Raw genomic sequence first — 15,513 nt, 5'->3', positions numbered from 1 at the left:
ATCACCGTGCCGTCGGTGACTGCGCCTCGCGGGCGCGCTTCCTCTCGTTGAGGGCCCGCTCGTCGCGTCCGACGATCGCGAGCAGGACGATCGCGAGCACGACGCAGACGAGGATGAGCACGAAGGTGACGTCCCAGCCGAACGCGTGCACGGCCAGGCCGATGCCGGTGGAGGCGAGCGTGGCGCCGAGCACGTAACCGAAGAGGCCGGTGAACCCGGCCGCGGTGCCGGCGACCGATCGCGGGCTGAGGTCGAGGGCCTGCAGGCCGATCAGCATGACCGGGCCGTAGATCAGGCCACCGATGGCGACGAGCATGGCGAGCGAGATCCACAGGGGGCCCTCGACCGGCGAGAGCCAGTAGACCGCTACGGCGACTCCGACGGCGCTCATGAAGAGGATGCCCGTCGGCGACCGGCGGCCCCGGAACACCTTGTCGCTGATGTAGCCGCAGAGCAGGGTGCCGGGGATGCCCGCCAGCTCGAACAGCGAGAACCCGGCGATGCCCTCGCCGAGGCTCGCGCCGCGGACCTCGGACAGGTACACGGGCGCCCAGACGAGCACGCCGTAGCGGAGCGTGTAGACGAAGACGTTGGCCAGCGCCAGGTTCACCATGGTGCGGTTCGTCAGCACGTAGCGACGGATGGTGGTCCAGGTGGAGGCACCTTCGTCCGCGGCGTCGGCCTCGACGGGGGCCGGGTCGTTCCGGTACTCCTCGATGGGCGGGAGCCCTTCGGACTCCGGGGTGTCGCGCAGGAGCACGAGCGCCACGACGGCGATCACGAGGCAGACGATCGCGGGGAACCAGAACACGCTCTGCCAGGTGCCGAACGAGGCGAGGGCGACACCCGCGAGGCCACCGGCACCCGCGCCTCCCACGTTGTGGGCGACGTTCCAGATCGCGGTCTTCCCACCACGTTCGGACGTCGAGAACCAGTGCACCAGGGTGCGGCCGCTGGGCGGCCAGCCCATGCCCTGGAAGAACCCGTTGACGATCATCACGACGGCGAAGAGGGCCACCGAGGCGCCCACCGCCGGCACGAAGGCGATGACGAGGTTGGCGAGGGCCGACAACGCCAGGCCGATGGGCAGGAAGAACCGTGCGCTGCTCCTGTCGCTCACGATGGCGCTCAGGAACTTGCTGAACCCGTACGCCAGCAGGACGCCGTTCGTGATGACGCCGAGGCCGAGCGTGCTGAAGCCGTTCTCGTCCTTGAGGATGGTCGACACCAACGGCACGTTGTTGCGGATGAGGTAGTAGGCGGCGTACCCGATGAAGATCCCGATGAAGACCTGCAGACGGAGGCGCGGGTAGCGCCGGGCGACGCTCGCGTCGTCGAGCCGGGGTGCGGGCGGTGGAGCCGCGAGGAAGGCGCTCAGCCCTCGTCGGGACGGTGTCTCGGTGGGGGTGCGGTGTTCGGTCGTCATCTCGGCCTTCCTGAGCCACGGCGGTGTGGGCGAACTCATAGCCGATCACAAGGTTGCAGTTCATGCAAATCACAGCCGCCGTTCACCGTCGGGGGGTTGACAGGCCCCGCTCCGGTCGGATGCGTGCGCGGTCGCCTCAGGCGCCGACGAACTCCGCCAGCGACGCCGCGAGGTGCCGCGTCGTCAGCCGTTCCTCGACGAGGGCCCGTCCCGCCGCGCCGAACGCGCGTGCCTCGGCCTCGTCGCCGAGCAGCCGCAGCACGTGCCCGGCGAGGGCCGCCGAGTCCCCCACCGGCGCGAGCAGCCCGGTGCGTTCGTGCACCACGTAGTCCTCGATGCCCGGCGTGTCCGTCATCACGACGGGCCGACCCGTGGCCATCGCCTCGAGGCTGACCGTCATGCCGGACGCGTGCAGGTTGTCGCGCGTCGCCACGGCGACGAGCGAGGCACGGGCGTACAGCTCGGCCAGCTCGCGGTGCGAGACGTGCGGCACCACGGTGACGCCCTCGGGCGGGGCCGCGTCGCTCGTCGTCTGCACGACCAGCTCGACGTCCGGTCGCTCGGCGTGGACCTGCTCGAGCGTCGCGAACAGGGTCGCCGGGTCGCGGTCGCGGTCGCCTCCGATGCTCAGCACCATCGGTCGCGTGGGCCACGGACGCGCCGCGAAGAAGTCCTCGTCGACCCCGAAGGTGAAGAACCCGACCGGTGGGCCGTCCTCGCCGACGAACCGTCGCAACGGCTCGACCTGCCCGCGGCTGATCACCCAGAGTCCGCTCATGCGTCGCAGCACGTCACGCATGCGCCCGACGTCCTGCCCGCGCTCGACCCGGTCCGTCACCCAGATGACGCCCGTGTACATGCGCTCGTGCGGCCGTGCCAGCAGCATCCGACGCGCGACGTTCTCGTCCCAGGTCACCCCGACGTCGTCGGACGGCACCCCGGACGAGGAGGCGCGGCGCGGCACCACCCGGTCGCGCAGCACCTGCAGGCGGCCGGGTTCCGGGACCGACGCGATGCGCGCCTCCGGGTCTGCGTCTTGCAACGCCTCGAGGCCGTACGGCCAGAGGCCGGGCCGGAGGCCCGCCGCGTGGTCGGCCGCCCAACCGGGGACGTCGCGTTCGCTCGCGAACAGGACCTCGATCACCGCGCCTCCTCGGGTCCGTCGCCACGCCCGTCGCCGGACCGTGCGTCGGAGGCCTGTTCGGCCGCCGCCCGCTCGACGATGGCCTGGTCGGTCGCCGTCTCGTCGCCACGCTGCTCGTCGACGTCGAGGCCTACCGTGCCGTCGTCGTCGGCATCGTCGCCGGCCGCTCCGCCCGCTGCCGCCTCCGCCCGACGGCGACCGAGGTCGCGCGACACGTACCAGAGGTTCGGCACGAGCTGGCAGAGCGCCACCGAGATCGCCGACCCCAGCACGGGTCCGGCGGCCCCGACCTGCCCGATGAACCACCACGACAACCCCAGGTTGAGCGGCACCATCAGCACGATCGGCAGCACCTGGAAGACCAGCCCGGTCTTGTCGGTCATGTACATGCCGACCGGGTACTTCGCCGCCTGCAGGCCGACGAACACCACGAACCCGACGAGCATCCAGCCGTCGAGCGTGATCGCCCCGCCCGAGACGAAGCGCGCCAGGAACGGGCTCAGCACGGCGAGCGCCGTGCCCAGCACGAGTCCCCCCAGCAGGAACCACAGCGTCGGCACGGTCGGCGACTCCACCCGCCCGGCCGAGCGGGCCGCGGCGTAGACCGGCCAGAGGGCGATGCCCGCGGCCGCGACGGTCTGCAGCACGATGCCGAAGAGCTGCGAGGCGAGGTTGTACTGCGCGAGTTCGTCCGGCCCGGCCAGGTGGCTGAGGAGCAGGCGGCCGGTCTGCATCGCGACCGGCAGGGCGATCATCTGCACGAGCATCGGCCAGGCCAGGCCCAGCGCGGGCACGCCGCGGTAGCTGCGGATGCGGGGCACGAGCTTGACGGCCGACCCGATCTGCGGCGACAGCGCGCGCGCCGCCACGATCAGGCAGATCACCGAGACGAGGCTGTTGGCCACGTACGAGATGACCGCGAGGTAGCTGCCGACCGGCACGCTGAACATGACGGCCGAACCGATGGCGAGCAGCATGAACGGTGCCACGACGGCCTGGCTGGCGACCTGCGTGCTGGTCTTCTTCAGCCCCACGAGGATGCGCTGCCCGACCGTGAGCGGGATCACGAGGCCGAACACCGCGAGGCAGAGTCCCGCCGCGAGCGAGCCACCGTCGGGCAGCAACCCCTCGCCGAGCAGAACGGGCCACCAGCCCGCGAGGGTGATGAGCAGGGCGACCGCGACCATGATGCCGCCCGACACCAGCAGCACGCGGAAGGCGGTGACGATCGAGCGCTTGACGAAGTCGTCGGTGCGGACCGACGACGATCCGGCCACCGCGTTGATGACGATGGCCGCGATGCCGAGGTCGGCGAACGGCAACAGGGTCGGGAAGGTCGAGAGCAGCCCGTACTGCGCGTAGGCGTCGGTGCCGAAGTTCTGGATGATCATGCGGCTCGTGATGATGCCGAGCACGCCCGACAGGCCCATCACGATGACCTTCGTCGCCGCGGTCGAGCCCACGGCGGCCATCGCTCCGCCCCGGCGGGGACGACCGGCCGAGCCCGTCGTCGACCGGCTCACGAGGCGCTCCTGAACAGTCGGTCGTCCGCGGAGAGGCGTCCGTCCCGGTCGGGCAGGTCGGCCAGCACGTCGTCGGCGGCGCGTCCGGCGTCGAGCGCCTCGACGATCGCGTCGGCCAGCACCTGTGGTGCGCGGGGGTCGGACGCGACCACGTGGCCGTGGGCGTCGAGCCAGTCGGCGAGCCCCGTCTCGGTGGTCGTGACGACGGTGCAGCCGTGCGACAGCCCCTCGACGATCGGCAACCCCACCTGTTCGCGCCAGGTCGGGCTGGGCTGCGACCAGAGCACGAGCACGCGCGCCTCCTCGAGCACGGAGTGGATGCGGGGACGGGGTGGGTCGACCTCGACGGCGACCGAGGGCTGCGCGACCGACAGTGCCCGCGCCTCCTGCTCGAGCGCGCCCTTGCCGAGCAGCGTCAGCGTCGCCTCGGGGCGGGCGGCGACGACGAGCGGCCAGGCCGCCGCCAGGACGCGCAGCCCCTTGCGCTCGACGAACGAGCCGACGAAGGCCACCGCGGGCGAGCGGACGCCGCCACCGCGGGCGTCCGCGTGCCGGGTCGGCAGGGCCGGCACCGTGGTCGTGGTGACGCGGGGCGAGGCGGCCCCCAGGAGGCGCGCGTACGTCTCGCGTGCGGCGTCCGTCCCGAAGACCACCCGGTCGAGACGGCGCCAGACCGCGCGTGCCAGCACGCGTTCGCCTCGTCGGCGCAGTCGCGTCCTGAGGCGCGGAGCCGTGGCCGCGTCGAAGGGGTCGGCGTTGCCGATCAGGTAGCTGACGACGACCGTGCGGCGGCCGGTCAGCCGGCGTCGCACCGCGAGGGCGGCCAGCACCAGCGCCGTGGTCGGCAGGCTCGACGTCATGAGCGGCTCGTTCACCTCGAGCGTCTCGACCCGTGACCGCGCGATCAGCCAGGCCGAGGCGAGCGGACCGGCCTGCACGAGGTCGAGCCCCGCGGCGAGCGAGTCGTCGAAGTCGTAGCGGGTGACGCGGTAGACGATGCTGGCGGGCGCCAGCTCGTGCGCCCGCTCGAGGTGGGCCGTGCGCACGGACTCGTAGAGGCGGACCGCCGGGAGGCGCGGCGTGCGCCCCCGGGACGGGCGGGCCGGGCGGGTGGGGCTCACGACGTGGCGTCGCCCTGGCGACCCGCGGTGCGGCGGGACCTGCCCGGGGCCGCCGCGTCGGTCGTGGCGGCCGTCGGGGCGGCCGCGTCGGCCGTCGTGGTGGAGCCGAAGGGATAGGTCTGCTCGTCGGACGACGTCGAGACGGGCACGAGCACCGACGGCGGCAGGTCGTGCGACGCCCGCTGACGGCCCGGGGCCACCCCGTCGAACACGACGCCGATGACGCGCACCTTCACGTTCGTCAGCGCGCGGACGGCCGACACGAGCCGCGGTCGGGTCGACCGGCCCGCCGTGGCGACGATGACGACGCCGTCGGTCAGGCGACCGATCTCGAGCGTGTCGGACGACGTGAGCACCGCGGGGGCGTCGACCACGACGACGTCGTAGCGCTCCCCGGCGGTCTCGAGCAGCAGGGCCATCGATCGCGAGCTCAGCAGTGGGCTCGGGTTCGGCGGCACGTCGCCGGCCGTGAGGATGTCGACGCCGTCGCGCCACGACGTCACGGCGGCGGCGAACTCGAGTCGGCCGACGACGACGTCGGTCAGGCCGACCTCGTCCGAGACGGCGGCGAGCTCGGCGAGACCGCTGCCGCGCAGGTCGGCGTCCACCACGAGCACCTCGAGGCCCCGCTCGGCGAAGGCCAGCGCGAGGTCGAGGGCGACCGCAGCCCGACCCTCGCGCTCGTCGGCCGCGACCGACGAGACGGCGATGGTCCGGGTGGCCCGGTCGACGTCCGCGAACTGCAGCTGGGCCCGGATGCGACGGAAGTCGTCCGCCGCCGCGCCCTGGGGTTCGTCGGAGAGAGCCAGCACACCACGGTTGCGGCGCGTGACGCTGCCGAGCAACGGCACGAGGTGCAGGTCCTCGACGTCGCGGGCGGTGCGGAGCCTGGTGTCGACCACCGATCGCAGCAGCGCCAGGGCGATGCCGAGGACGGTTCCGACGGCGAGACCGCTCAGGGCGATCAGTCGGCGGTTCGGGCTGATGGGCGACGTCGGGGGCGTGGCCTCGGCGATCGGCGCGACGCTCAGCGTCGAGTTGCCGGCGGTGTTCTCGGGCGACAGCGCCCGGGCCTGCCGGCTCAACGAGATGGTGACCGCGTTCGCGACGTCGGCCGCCCGTTGCGCGTCGCCGTCCACCACGGCGACGTCGATGATGACGGTGTTCAGAGGGTTCTCGGCGGTGATCTGACGTGCCAGCTGCGTCGGGGTCACGTCGAGGCCCATCTGCTGGATGACGGGTTCGAGCACGACCGACGACGTGGCGAGACGCGTGTAGCTCTGCACGAGGTTCTGCGTGTACGACGACCCCTGCAACAGCTCGTTGGGGTCGGAGCCCTCGGTCGCCGAGACGAACACGCTGCTCGTGGCCCGGAACGAGTCGGGCTGCGTCTGGGCGTACGCGTAACCCGCGCCTCCGCCGACGAGGGCGAGGACGACGACGAGGGGCCAACTCTTCAGGAGAGCGCGCCAGTAGTGCTGAGGATCCAACGGACACTCCCGGGTTGAGGTGGTGGAACCTGGCGAGCATACCCGGAGCAGAGAGGTCCTCACGACCCCCGGAGGGGGTGCCCGTGCCCGCGACGGTCAGTCGGCGAGCAGGGCCGTGTCGGCCCAGCGGGTGCCGTGCGGCGTGATCGTCACGCGTCTCGGCTCGTCCAGCACCTCGGGAGCGGGCGCCTCCTGCTCGTCGTCCGGCCCGTGCCCCGCCGACCCGTCGTCCGACGCGTCGACGACCGGCGCCTCGGCCGCCCCGGTCGGACGCTCGATGACGATGTCGAGCCACGACTCGGCGACGCCGTCCAGCAGTCCGGCTCCCCACTCGACCACGACGATCGAGCCCTCGAAGTCGAGGTCCAGGTCGTCGAGCTCGGCCTCGCCCGACAGCCGGTACGCGTCCACGTGCACCAGGGGCGTACCCGACGCGGTCGGGTGCGTGCGCGCCAGGACGAACGTCGGGCTCGCCACCTGGCCGCGCACCTGGAGCCCTTCGCCGAGGCCGCGCGTGAAGGTCGTCTTGCCGGCGCCGAGCGGTCCGGTCAGCACCAGCAGGTCACCCGCCCGCAGCGACCCGGCCATCCGACGCCCCAGCGCCTCCATGGCGTCGGCGTCGGCGACGATCAGCTCGACGGGGTCGCCCTGGACGGTCACGGCCGTCCGCCGACGTAGACGCGGGGCACCCGGGCTCCGACGCGGCAGGCGACCTCTTCGGGGATCGTGTCGGTGGCGTCGGCCCACTCGCCGATGGTCATCTCGCCCTGGTCGCCCGGCCCGAACAACACGACCTCGTCACCGACCGCCACGGGGTCGTCGCCCATGTCGACCAGGAACTGGTCCATCGCGACCCGGCCCACGATCGGGCGGGGCGCGCCGTTCACGACGACGTGCACGGTGCCCTGTGCCCGCCGGCTGACGCCGTCGGCGTACCCCAGGGGCACGAGCGCGAGCGTCGTGTCGGACGGAGCACGGAACGTGTAGTCGTACGAGACGCCGGTGCCCGCGGCGACGCGCTTGACCTTGACCACGGACGCGCTCAGCGTGAGCACCTGCCGCAGTCCCCGGTCGGCGGCGGTGACGCCCTCGGTCACGGGGATGCCCAGGCCGTTCGACCCCATGCGCACCATGTCGAAGCGTCGTTCGGGGTGTTCGAGTGCGGCCGAGCTCGACGACATGTGCCGCTTCTCGACGGTGGCCCCGAGCGCCTCGGCCTCGGCCACGGCCTGCTCGAACACGCGGGCCGCGGCCTGGTCGTCGGCCTCGCTCGTCTCGCTGACGTGCGAGAAGATGCCCCGCAGGCGGACCACCCCCTCGTCGCGCAACTCGACGGCACGGGCGACGAAGGCCGGCCAGTCCGAGGGCAGGCACCCCTCACGGTGCAGGCCCGTGTCGATCGTCAGGTGGACGAGGGCGACACCGCCGCGGGCCCGTGCGACCGCCGCGACGGCGTCGAGCTGGTCGAAGGTCGACACCCCCAGGTCGACCCGCAGGTCGACGGCCGCCTCGAGGTCGTCGGACGGGCTGAGCTGCCAGGCGAAGAACGAGGCGTCGCCGCCGATGCCCAGCCGTCGCATCTCGAGGGCCGGCGCGAGTTCGACCGTGCCGAACCAGCGGATGCCCGCCGCCACGGCCTCGGGCACGAGCACGGGGGCGCCATGGGAGTAGGCGTCGGCCTTGACGATGGCCAGGATCTCGACCGGGTCGAGACGGGCGATCAACGACTCGAGGTTCGCCCGGTACGCGGCCAGGTCGACCGTGGCCCGTCGTAGGGACGTCGCGGCGCTCATGCGGTGTACCTCCGGGTGAGGCCGGCGGCCAGGCAGGCGACGACCTCGTAGGTGATGCCGCCCATCGCCTCGGCCCAGTCGGCGGCGGACTGCCGACCCAGCGCCGGGTCGCCGAAGAGCACGACCTCGTCGCCGATCTCGACGGGGTCGTCGCCCACGTCGATCACCAGGGCGTTCATGGCGATGCGCCCCCGGACGCGGTAGGTGCGCCGACCGATCGTGACGGAGGCGCGCTCGCTCGCGGCCCGGTCGATGCCGTCCGCGTACCCGACCGGCACGATGGCGATCGACGTGTCGCGCTCGGGACGGAAGAGGTAGCCGTACGACACGCCCTCACCCGCCGGGATGCGCTTGACGGTGGTCACCGGCGCCGTGACGGTCATGGCCGGGCGCAGGCCGAGCTCGGCGGACGTGCGGTCGGCGTACGGGCTCAGCCCGTAGCTCGCGAGGCCGAAGCGCACCATCGTGGCTCGTGTCCCCACGTAGTCGAGCGCCGCCGCCGAGGCGGCCACGTGCAGCAGGGGCGGCCGCACCCCCCGCTCGTCGAGCATCGCGGACGCCCGGGCGAAGCGGGCCGTCTGCAGGCCGTCGTCCTCGGACGACGCGTTCGACACGTGGGTCATGAGGCCCTCGACCGGCACGACGGCGTCATGGCCGGCCGCGCGGTCGAACAGCTCGGGCCACTCGGACTCGACGGCCCCGTTGCGGCTCAGACCCGTGTCGATCGCCAGGTGGACCGCGCGGACGCCGGCCGCCACGGCCGCCTCGAGCTGGTCGACGCTGGACACCGCGGGGGTGATGCCGAGCGCCGCGGCCTCGACGAAGTCCTCGTCGGGAGCGTGCAGCCACGCGAGCACCGGCGCCTCGACACCGGCTCGACGCAGGGCCACGGCCTCGGTCAGGTCGGCCACCCCGAGCCAGTCGACGCCGGCCTCGACGAAGGCCCGGGCGCACTCGACGGCACCGTGGCCGTAGGCGTTCGCCTTGACCACGGCCATGACGGCCGACGGCGCGACGGCGGCCCGGAGGACCTCGACGTTGTGGCGCAACGCGGCCGTGTCGACGGTGATGGTGACGTCGTGGGTCATCGGTCCGCCCCTTCGTGGTGTGCGTCGTGCTCGACGGGGGCCCGGCCGTCGCCCTCGGCGACGACGTAGGCGACCGCCACCCCGCCGTCGTGGCTGAGCGACAGATGGAGGCGCGAGACGCCTCGCGAGTCGGCGAGCGACCGCGCTCCCCCGCTGAGCACGAGCGACGGGGCTCCCTGGTCGTCGGAGACGACCACGACGTCGTGCCAGCGGACTCCGGTGGAGCCGCCCAGGGACTTGATCAGCGCCTCCTTGGCGGCGAAGCGGGCCGCGAGCGACGGGCGCCCGCGGGGGCTGCCGTCCCGGAGGACGAGCTCGTCAGCTCGGAACAGACGCGTGGCGAGCGCCGGTGTGCGCTCGATCGAGCGGTCGAAGCGCCCGAGGTCGACGACGTCGACGCCGATGCCCACGATCACGTCCTCACCCGCCTGACGCCCTGCCCCGGCTGCACGACCCGCTACTCGACGGTGACCGACTTGGCCAGGTTGCGCGGCTGGTCGACGTCGAGGCCCTTGGCGGCGGCGAGCTCCATGCCGAAGATGTGCAGCGGCACGACCGACAGCAGGGGCTCGAAGAGCGGGGCCGCCAGCGGGATGTGCAGCACCTCGTCGGCGAAGGGCAGCACCGCGGCGTCGCCCTCTTCGGCGATCGCGATGACGCGGGCGCCGCGCGCGCGGATCTCTTGGATGTTCGAGACGACCTTGGGGTGCAGCGACCGCGGGTCGCGCGGGCTGGGGACGACGACGAAGACGATCTGACCGGGCTCGATCAGGGCGATCGGGCCGTGCTTGAGCTCGCCAGCGGCGAAGCCCTCGGCGTGGATGTAGGCCAGCTCTTTCAGCTTGAGCGCACCCTCGAGGGCGATGGGGTAGCCCACGTGACGCCCGAGGAACAGCACCGACCGGGTGTCGGCCATCCAGCCGGCGAGGGTCTTGATGCGCTCGGACGACTCGAGCACCTGCTCGATCTTGCCGGGGATCTCGTGCAGGTCGGTGACCTGCTCGGCGATGGCCTCGGCGCTGAGCGTGCCGCGCAGGGTCGCCAGGTGCAGGCCCAGCAGGAAGAGCGCGGTGCCCTGGGCGACGAACGCCTTGGTCGACGCGACGGCGACCTCGGGGCCCGCGTGCGTGTAGAGCACGGCGTCGGACTCGCGCGGGATCGTCGAGCCCTGCGTGTTGCAGATCGACAGCACCTGGGCGCCCTGCTCTCGGGCGTACTTGACGGCCATCAGGGTGTCCATCGTCTCGCCCGACTGGCTGATCGACACCACGAGGGTCTTCTCGTCGAGGACCGGGTCGCGGTAGCGGAACTCGTGCGCCAGCTCGACCTCGACGGGGATGCGGGCCCACTGCTCGATGGCGTACTTGCCGAGGATGCCGGCGTAGGCGGCGGTGCCACAGGCGATGACGATGACGCGGTCGACGGTCAGGAGGCGCTCGCGCACGCCGTCGAGCTCGGTCAGGGTCACGGCGCCCTCGGCGGTGATGCGGCCGAGCAGCGTCTTGGCGACGGCCTCGGGCTCCTCGCTGATCTCTTTCGCCATGAAGCTGGACCAGCCGCCCTTCTCGGCGGCCGAGGCGTCCCAGTCGACCTCGAACTCGGTCGTCTCGACGGGAGCCCCGGAGAAGTCGACGACCTCGACCGAGTCGGGACGGATCGTCACGAGCTGGTCCTGCCCGATCGACATGGCCCGACGGGTGTGGGCGACGAAGGCCGCGACGTCGCTGCCGAGGAAGTTCTCGCCCTCGCCCAGGCCGATGACGAGGGGCGAGTTGCGGCGGGCGCCGACGACGACGCCCGGCTGGTCGGCGTGCACGACGAGCAGCGTGAAGGCGCCGTCGAGGGTGTTGACGACCGTGCGCAGGGCCTCGGTCAGGTCGCCGGAGGAACGGTAGGCCCGGGCCACCAGGAGCGCGGCGACCTCGGAGTCGGTCTCGCTGAGGAACTCGACGCCCTCGGCGAGCAGCTCCGCCTTGAGCTCGGAGAAGTTCTCGATGATGCCGTTGTGGATGAGGGCCAACTTGCCGTCGTCCGCGAGGTGGGGGTGCGCGTTCGCGTCGGTCGGGCCACCGTGGGTCGCCCACCGGGTGTGGCCGATGCCGGTCGTGCCGTCGGTCAGCGGTGTCGCCTCGAGGTCGTCGACGAGCATCTGCAGCTTGCCGGCCTTCTTGCGGGTGCCGAGGTCGCCCGCGGCGTCGATCACGGCGACTCCCGCCGAGTCGTACCCGCGGTACTCGAGTCGCTTGAGGCCGCCCAGCAGCACCTCGATGCTCTTGTCACCCGTTCCGACGTATCCCACGATTCCACACATGGGGTAGATCCTAGAGGTTCCCGTCCGAGAGCCCGGCGGGCCGTGCCGACTCGCGTCGACCCCGGACCGGTAGCCTCGTGCGCATGGCCGAAGCCAACCCGACGACCGCGCCCTCCGCCGTGCACGCGAGCCCCTTCGTCGAGATCGGGCGCGACGCCTGGGCCGACCTGGCCCCGACGACGCGCCTGCCGCTGACCGAGACCGAGATCGTCCAGCTGCGCGGCCTCGGCGACCGCCTCGACATGCGCGAGGTGCAGGACGTCTACGTCCCGCTCAGCCGCCTCCTCAACCTCTACGCCGCCGGCGCCCGCAACCTGCACCGGGCCACGAGCGACTTCCTCGGCGAACGGGCCCAGCGCACGCCCTTCGTGATCGGCGTCGCCGGGTCGGTGGCCGTCGGCAAGTCGACCGTCGCGCGCCTCCTGCGGGAGCTGCTCAGCCGCTGGGACGACACCCCCCGCGTCGAGTTGGTGACCACCGACGGGTTCCTCTACCCGAACGCCGAACTCGAACGCCGCGGCATCATGAGCCGCAAGGGGTTCCCCGAGTCGTACGACCGCCGCCACCTGCTGCGGTTCGTCTCGCAGGTCAAGAGCGGCGCCGAAGAAGTGCGGGCGCCGTTCTACTCGCACACCAGCTACGACATCATGCCGAGCGCCGAGGTCGTCGTGCGGCGGCCCGACATCCTGATCGTCGAGGGCTTGAACGTGCTGCAGCCCGCCGTCGCCGGCCGGCTCGCCCTGAGCGACCTGTTCGACTTCACGGTCTACGTCGACGCCCGCACCGGCGACATCGAGAACTGGTTCGTCGAACGGTTCCTCGCCCTGCAGAAGGGCGCGTTCACCCAGGAGCGCTCGTTCTTCCACCGCTTCGCCGACATGAGCGAACCCGAGGCGCGGTCGTTCGCCTCGGGCATCTGGAAGTCGGTCAACGAGCCCAACCTGATCGAGAACGTGTTGCCGACCCGGTCACGGGCGACGCTCGTCCTGCGGAAGGCGGCCGACCACAAGGTCAGTTCGGTCCTGCTGCGCAAGATCTGAGCCGCGGCGACGCCGGGCCGGCTCAGGCGACGCGTCCGGTCAGGCGCCGGGTCGGCTCAGGCGCCGCAGCCGGTCGCGCACCGCGTCCGGTCAGGAGGCGCGGGTGACGTCACCGGGACGTCGCGCCCCGTCCGCCGCCCGGGTCAGAGGGCGAGTCGCTCGCGCACGACGTCGGCCAGCGAGTGGGCGACGCGGTCGGCGGTCGGTTGGTCGGCGGCCTCGACCATCACGCGCACCACGGGCTCGGTGCCCGAGGGGCGGAGCAGCACGCGGCCGGTGTCGCCGAGCTCGGCCTCGAACCGGCGGACGGCCTCGGCCACGCCCTCGTCGGACGCGGCTCGCGAGCGGTCGACGTCCCGCACGTTGATCATGATCTGCGGGAAGACCGTCATGACCGAGGCGAGCTCGGCCAGGCTCTTGCCGGTCGCGGCCATGCGGGCCACGAGCGAGAGACCGGTGAGGATGCCGTCGCCGGTGGTGGCGTAGTCGGCGAAGACGATGTGGCCGGACTGCTCGCCGCCGAGGGTGAAGCCGTGCTCGTTCATGTCCTCGAGCACGTAGCGGTCGCCGACCTTGGTCTGGCGGACCGTGATGCCGTGCTCGGCCATGGCGCGGATGAGGCCGAGGTTGCTCATCACCGTGGCGACGAGCGTGTCGTCGACGAGGGCGCCACGTTCTTTCTGCGCCAGGGCGATGATGGCCATGATCTGGTCGCCGTCGACCACGGCGCCGGTGGCGTCGACGGCCAGGCAGCGGTCGGCGTCGCCGTCGTGCGCGATGCCGACGTCGGCCCCGTGCTCGAGGACGGCCTTCGCGAGGTTGTCGAGGTGGGTCGACCCCACGCCGTCGTTGATGTTCACGCCGTCGGGATCGGCGCCGATCAGGGTGACCGTCGCGCCGGCGTCGGTGAACACCTCGGGCGAGACGGCCGAGGCGGCCCCGTGGGCGCAGTCGAGGACGACGTGGATGCCGTCGAGTCGGTTGGGCAGGGCGCCGAGCAGGTGCAGCACGTAGCGGTCCTCGGCGTCGGCGAACCGACGGATGCGGCCCACGTCGCCACCGATCGGCATCAGCTGCGGATCGGCCATGGCGGCCTCGATGCGGTCTTCGACCTCGTCGGGGAGCTTGGTTCCGCCGAAGGCGAAGAACTTGATGCCGTTGTCGGGCGCGACGTTGTGCGAGGCGCTGATCATCACGCCGAAGTCGGCGCCGATGTCGTCGACCAGGAAGGCCGCGGCGGGGGTCGGGATGACTCCGGCGTCGAGCACGTCGACACCCGAGCTGGCGAGCCCGGCACAGACGGCCGCGGTGAGGAACTCACCGGAGATGCGGGGGTCGCGCGCGACGACGGCGACGGGTCGCCGCCCCTCGGCGCGACGGGCATCGGCGTGATGCCCCTTCGTGAGCACCACCGCGCTCGCCTGGGAGAGCCCCAGGGCGAGCGCGGCGGTCAGCTCACGGTTGGCGAGGCCTCTGACACCGTCGGTACCGAACAAACGCGACATCGCGAGACCTGCCTTGTGTGGTGCTGGTTAGCGCTTCGAGAACTGCGAGGCCTTGCGGGCCTTCTTGAGACCGGCCTTCTTGCGCTCGATGACGCGGGCGTCACGGGTGAGGAAGCCGGCCTTCTTGAGCGTGGCGCGGTTGTTCTCGCGGTCGATCTCGTTCAGCGCACGGGCGATGGCGAGACGGAGGGCACCGGCCTGGCCCGAGGGGCCACCACCGGTGACCTTGACGGCCACGTCGTACGAGCCGAGCAGGTCGAGGACCTTGAACGGGTCGTTGATCAGCTGCTGGTGCAGCTTGTTGGGGAAGTAGTCCTCGAGGGTGCGACCGTTCACGACGATCGTGCCGGAGCCGGGCGTGAGGCGCGCACGAGCGATGGCCTCCTTGCGGCGACCGACGGCGGAACCGCCGACGCTCAGCACGGGGCGGGGCGTCGCGGCGGCCTCGGGGGCCGAGCTCTCGGTGGTGAAGCTCTCGGGAGCCTGGTCGATGGAATCTGCGATCTGAGCCACTGTGTGGGGGTCCTTAAGTCTGAAGGCGGACGCTACTGGGCGACCTGGTCGAGGGTGTAAACCGTGGGCTGCTGAGCAGCGTGGGGGTGCTCGGCACCCGCGTACACCTTCAGCTTCTTGATCTGGGCACGGCCCAGCGAGTTCTTCGGCAGCATGCCACGGATGGCCTTCTCGACCGCACGGGTGGGGTGCTTCTCGACCATCTCGGAGTACGTGGTGGCCGTGATGCCGCCCGGGTAACCCGAGTGACGGTAGTAGAGCTTCTCGGCCAGCTTGGAGCCGGTGAGGGCCACCTTGTCGGCGTTGATGACGATGACGAAGTCGCCCATGTCCATGTGGGGGGCGAAGGTCGGCTTGTGCTTGCCTCGCAGCAGGGCTGCCACGTGGCTCGCGAGGCGGCCGAGCACGACGTCGTTGGCGTCGATGATCAGCCAGTTCGGCTGAACGTCAGCCGGCTTGGGGGAGAAAGTGCGCGTCACAGTAGTGCTGCTTTCTGGTCGAGGTGAGAGGTTCGTGAATCCCGCTCCGTTGCCGTTGTCACCGCAGAGGCGATGAGAAC

General features: G+C 71.9%; 14 protein-coding genes. 1 reads left to right on the top strand and 13 read right to left on the bottom strand.

Annotation, left to right across the window (positions count from 1 at the left end):
• Nucleotide 1: 1 nt before the first annotated feature.
• From ACVJ1F_RS09510 to glmS, 10 genes are all read right to left on the bottom strand, one after another.
• Entirely contained in the window at nt 2-1,426 is a 1,425-nt protein-coding gene (locus ACVJ1F_RS09510) for an MFS transporter (RefSeq protein ID WP_456885775.1), read from the bottom strand.
• Nucleotides 1,427-1,562: 136 nt separating this feature from the next.
• On the bottom strand, nt 1,563-2,570 hold the full coding sequence (locus tag ACVJ1F_RS09505) for a glycosyltransferase family 4 protein (protein WP_456885773.1): 1,008 nt from the start codon (nt 2,568-2,570) through the stop codon (nt 1,563-1,565).
• The gene (locus tag ACVJ1F_RS09500) at nt 2,567-4,093 is read right to left on the bottom strand and encodes a lipopolysaccharide biosynthesis protein (protein ID WP_199736336.1); all 1,527 of its coding nucleotides are present in this window, start codon (nt 4,091-4,093) and stop codon (nt 2,567-2,569) included. Before ACVJ1F_RS09500 ends, ACVJ1F_RS09505 begins: the two co-directional genes overlap by 4 nt.
• Nucleotides 4,090-5,214: a glycosyltransferase family 4 protein gene (locus tag ACVJ1F_RS09495; protein ID WP_456885770.1), complete on the bottom strand. Its 1,125-nt coding sequence runs from the start codon at nt 5,212-5,214 to the stop codon at nt 4,090-4,092. The genes ACVJ1F_RS09500 and ACVJ1F_RS09495 overlap by 4 nt, the downstream gene beginning before the upstream one ends.
• Nucleotides 5,211-6,704 carry a polysaccharide biosynthesis tyrosine autokinase gene (locus ACVJ1F_RS09490; protein ID WP_456885768.1) on the bottom strand — a complete coding sequence of 498 codons (1,494 nt, stop codon included), beginning with the start codon at nt 6,702-6,704 and terminating at the stop codon, nt 5,211-5,213. Before ACVJ1F_RS09490 ends, ACVJ1F_RS09495 begins: the two co-directional genes overlap by 4 nt.
• Nucleotides 6,705-6,800: 96 nt before the next feature.
• Nucleotides 6,801-7,313, bottom strand: coding sequence for a tRNA (adenosine(37)-N6)-threonylcarbamoyltransferase complex ATPase subunit type 1 TsaE (tsaE, locus tag ACVJ1F_RS09485; protein WP_456885909.1), 513 nt, complete (start codon nt 7,311-7,313; stop codon nt 6,801-6,803).
• Nucleotides 7,314-7,360: 47 nt separating this feature from the next.
• Entirely contained in the window at nt 7,361-8,497 is a 1,137-nt protein-coding gene (alr, locus tag ACVJ1F_RS09480; RefSeq protein ID WP_056043518.1) for an alanine racemase, read from the bottom strand.
• Nucleotides 8,494-9,585 carry an alanine racemase gene (alr, locus tag ACVJ1F_RS09475; protein WP_285062378.1) on the bottom strand — a complete coding sequence of 364 codons (1,092 nt, stop codon included), beginning with the start codon at nt 9,583-9,585 and terminating at the stop codon, nt 8,494-8,496. The genes alr (ACVJ1F_RS09480) and alr (ACVJ1F_RS09475) overlap by 4 nt, the downstream gene beginning before the upstream one ends.
• Complete coding sequence (locus ACVJ1F_RS09470; RefSeq protein WP_456885766.1) at nt 9,582-10,001, bottom strand: holo-ACP synthase; 420 nt, start codon at nt 9,999-10,001, stop codon at nt 9,582-9,584. The genes alr (ACVJ1F_RS09475) and ACVJ1F_RS09470 overlap by 4 nt, the downstream gene beginning before the upstream one ends.
• Nucleotides 10,002-10,042: 41 nt before the next feature.
• The gene (glmS, locus tag ACVJ1F_RS09465) at nt 10,043-11,896 is read right to left on the bottom strand and encodes a glutamine--fructose-6-phosphate transaminase (isomerizing) (protein WP_456885764.1); all 1,854 of its coding nucleotides are present in this window, start codon (nt 11,894-11,896) and stop codon (nt 10,043-10,045) included.
• An 83-nt stretch (nt 11,897-11,979) separates the two neighbouring features.
• Here glmS and coaA point away from each other — a divergent pair, with 83 nt between their 5' ends.
• Nucleotides 11,980-12,936, top strand: coding sequence for a type I pantothenate kinase (gene coaA / locus ACVJ1F_RS09460; protein ID WP_123571284.1), 957 nt, complete (start codon nt 11,980-11,982; stop codon nt 12,934-12,936).
• A gap of 143 nt (nt 12,937-13,079) precedes the next feature.
• Here the strand turns inward: coaA and glmM are convergent, their stop codons facing one another.
• The 3 genes from glmM to rplM are packed head-to-tail and all read right to left on the bottom strand — an operon-like array spanning nt 13,080 to nt 15,433.
• On the bottom strand, nt 13,080-14,441 hold the full coding sequence (gene glmM, locus ACVJ1F_RS09455; RefSeq protein ID WP_456885762.1) for a phosphoglucosamine mutase: 1,362 nt from the start codon (nt 14,439-14,441) through the stop codon (nt 13,080-13,082).
• Between the two features lie 27 nt (nt 14,442-14,468).
• Nucleotides 14,469-14,954 carry a 30S ribosomal protein S9 gene (gene rpsI, locus ACVJ1F_RS09450; protein WP_082059799.1) on the bottom strand — a complete coding sequence of 162 codons (486 nt, stop codon included), beginning with the start codon at nt 14,952-14,954 and terminating at the stop codon, nt 14,469-14,471.
• Nucleotides 14,955-14,986: 32 nt separating this feature from the next.
• Nucleotides 14,987-15,433, bottom strand: coding sequence for a 50S ribosomal protein L13 (gene rplM, locus ACVJ1F_RS09445; RefSeq protein WP_043593314.1), 447 nt, complete (start codon nt 15,431-15,433; stop codon nt 14,987-14,989).
• Between the last annotated feature and the right edge of the window lie 80 nt (nt 15,434-15,513).

It is taken from the genome of Frigoribacterium sp. 2355 (assembly GCF_054060695.1).
The sequence above is the reverse complement of the archived record's forward strand: the minus strand, read 5'-3'. Positions and strand labels throughout refer to the sequence as shown.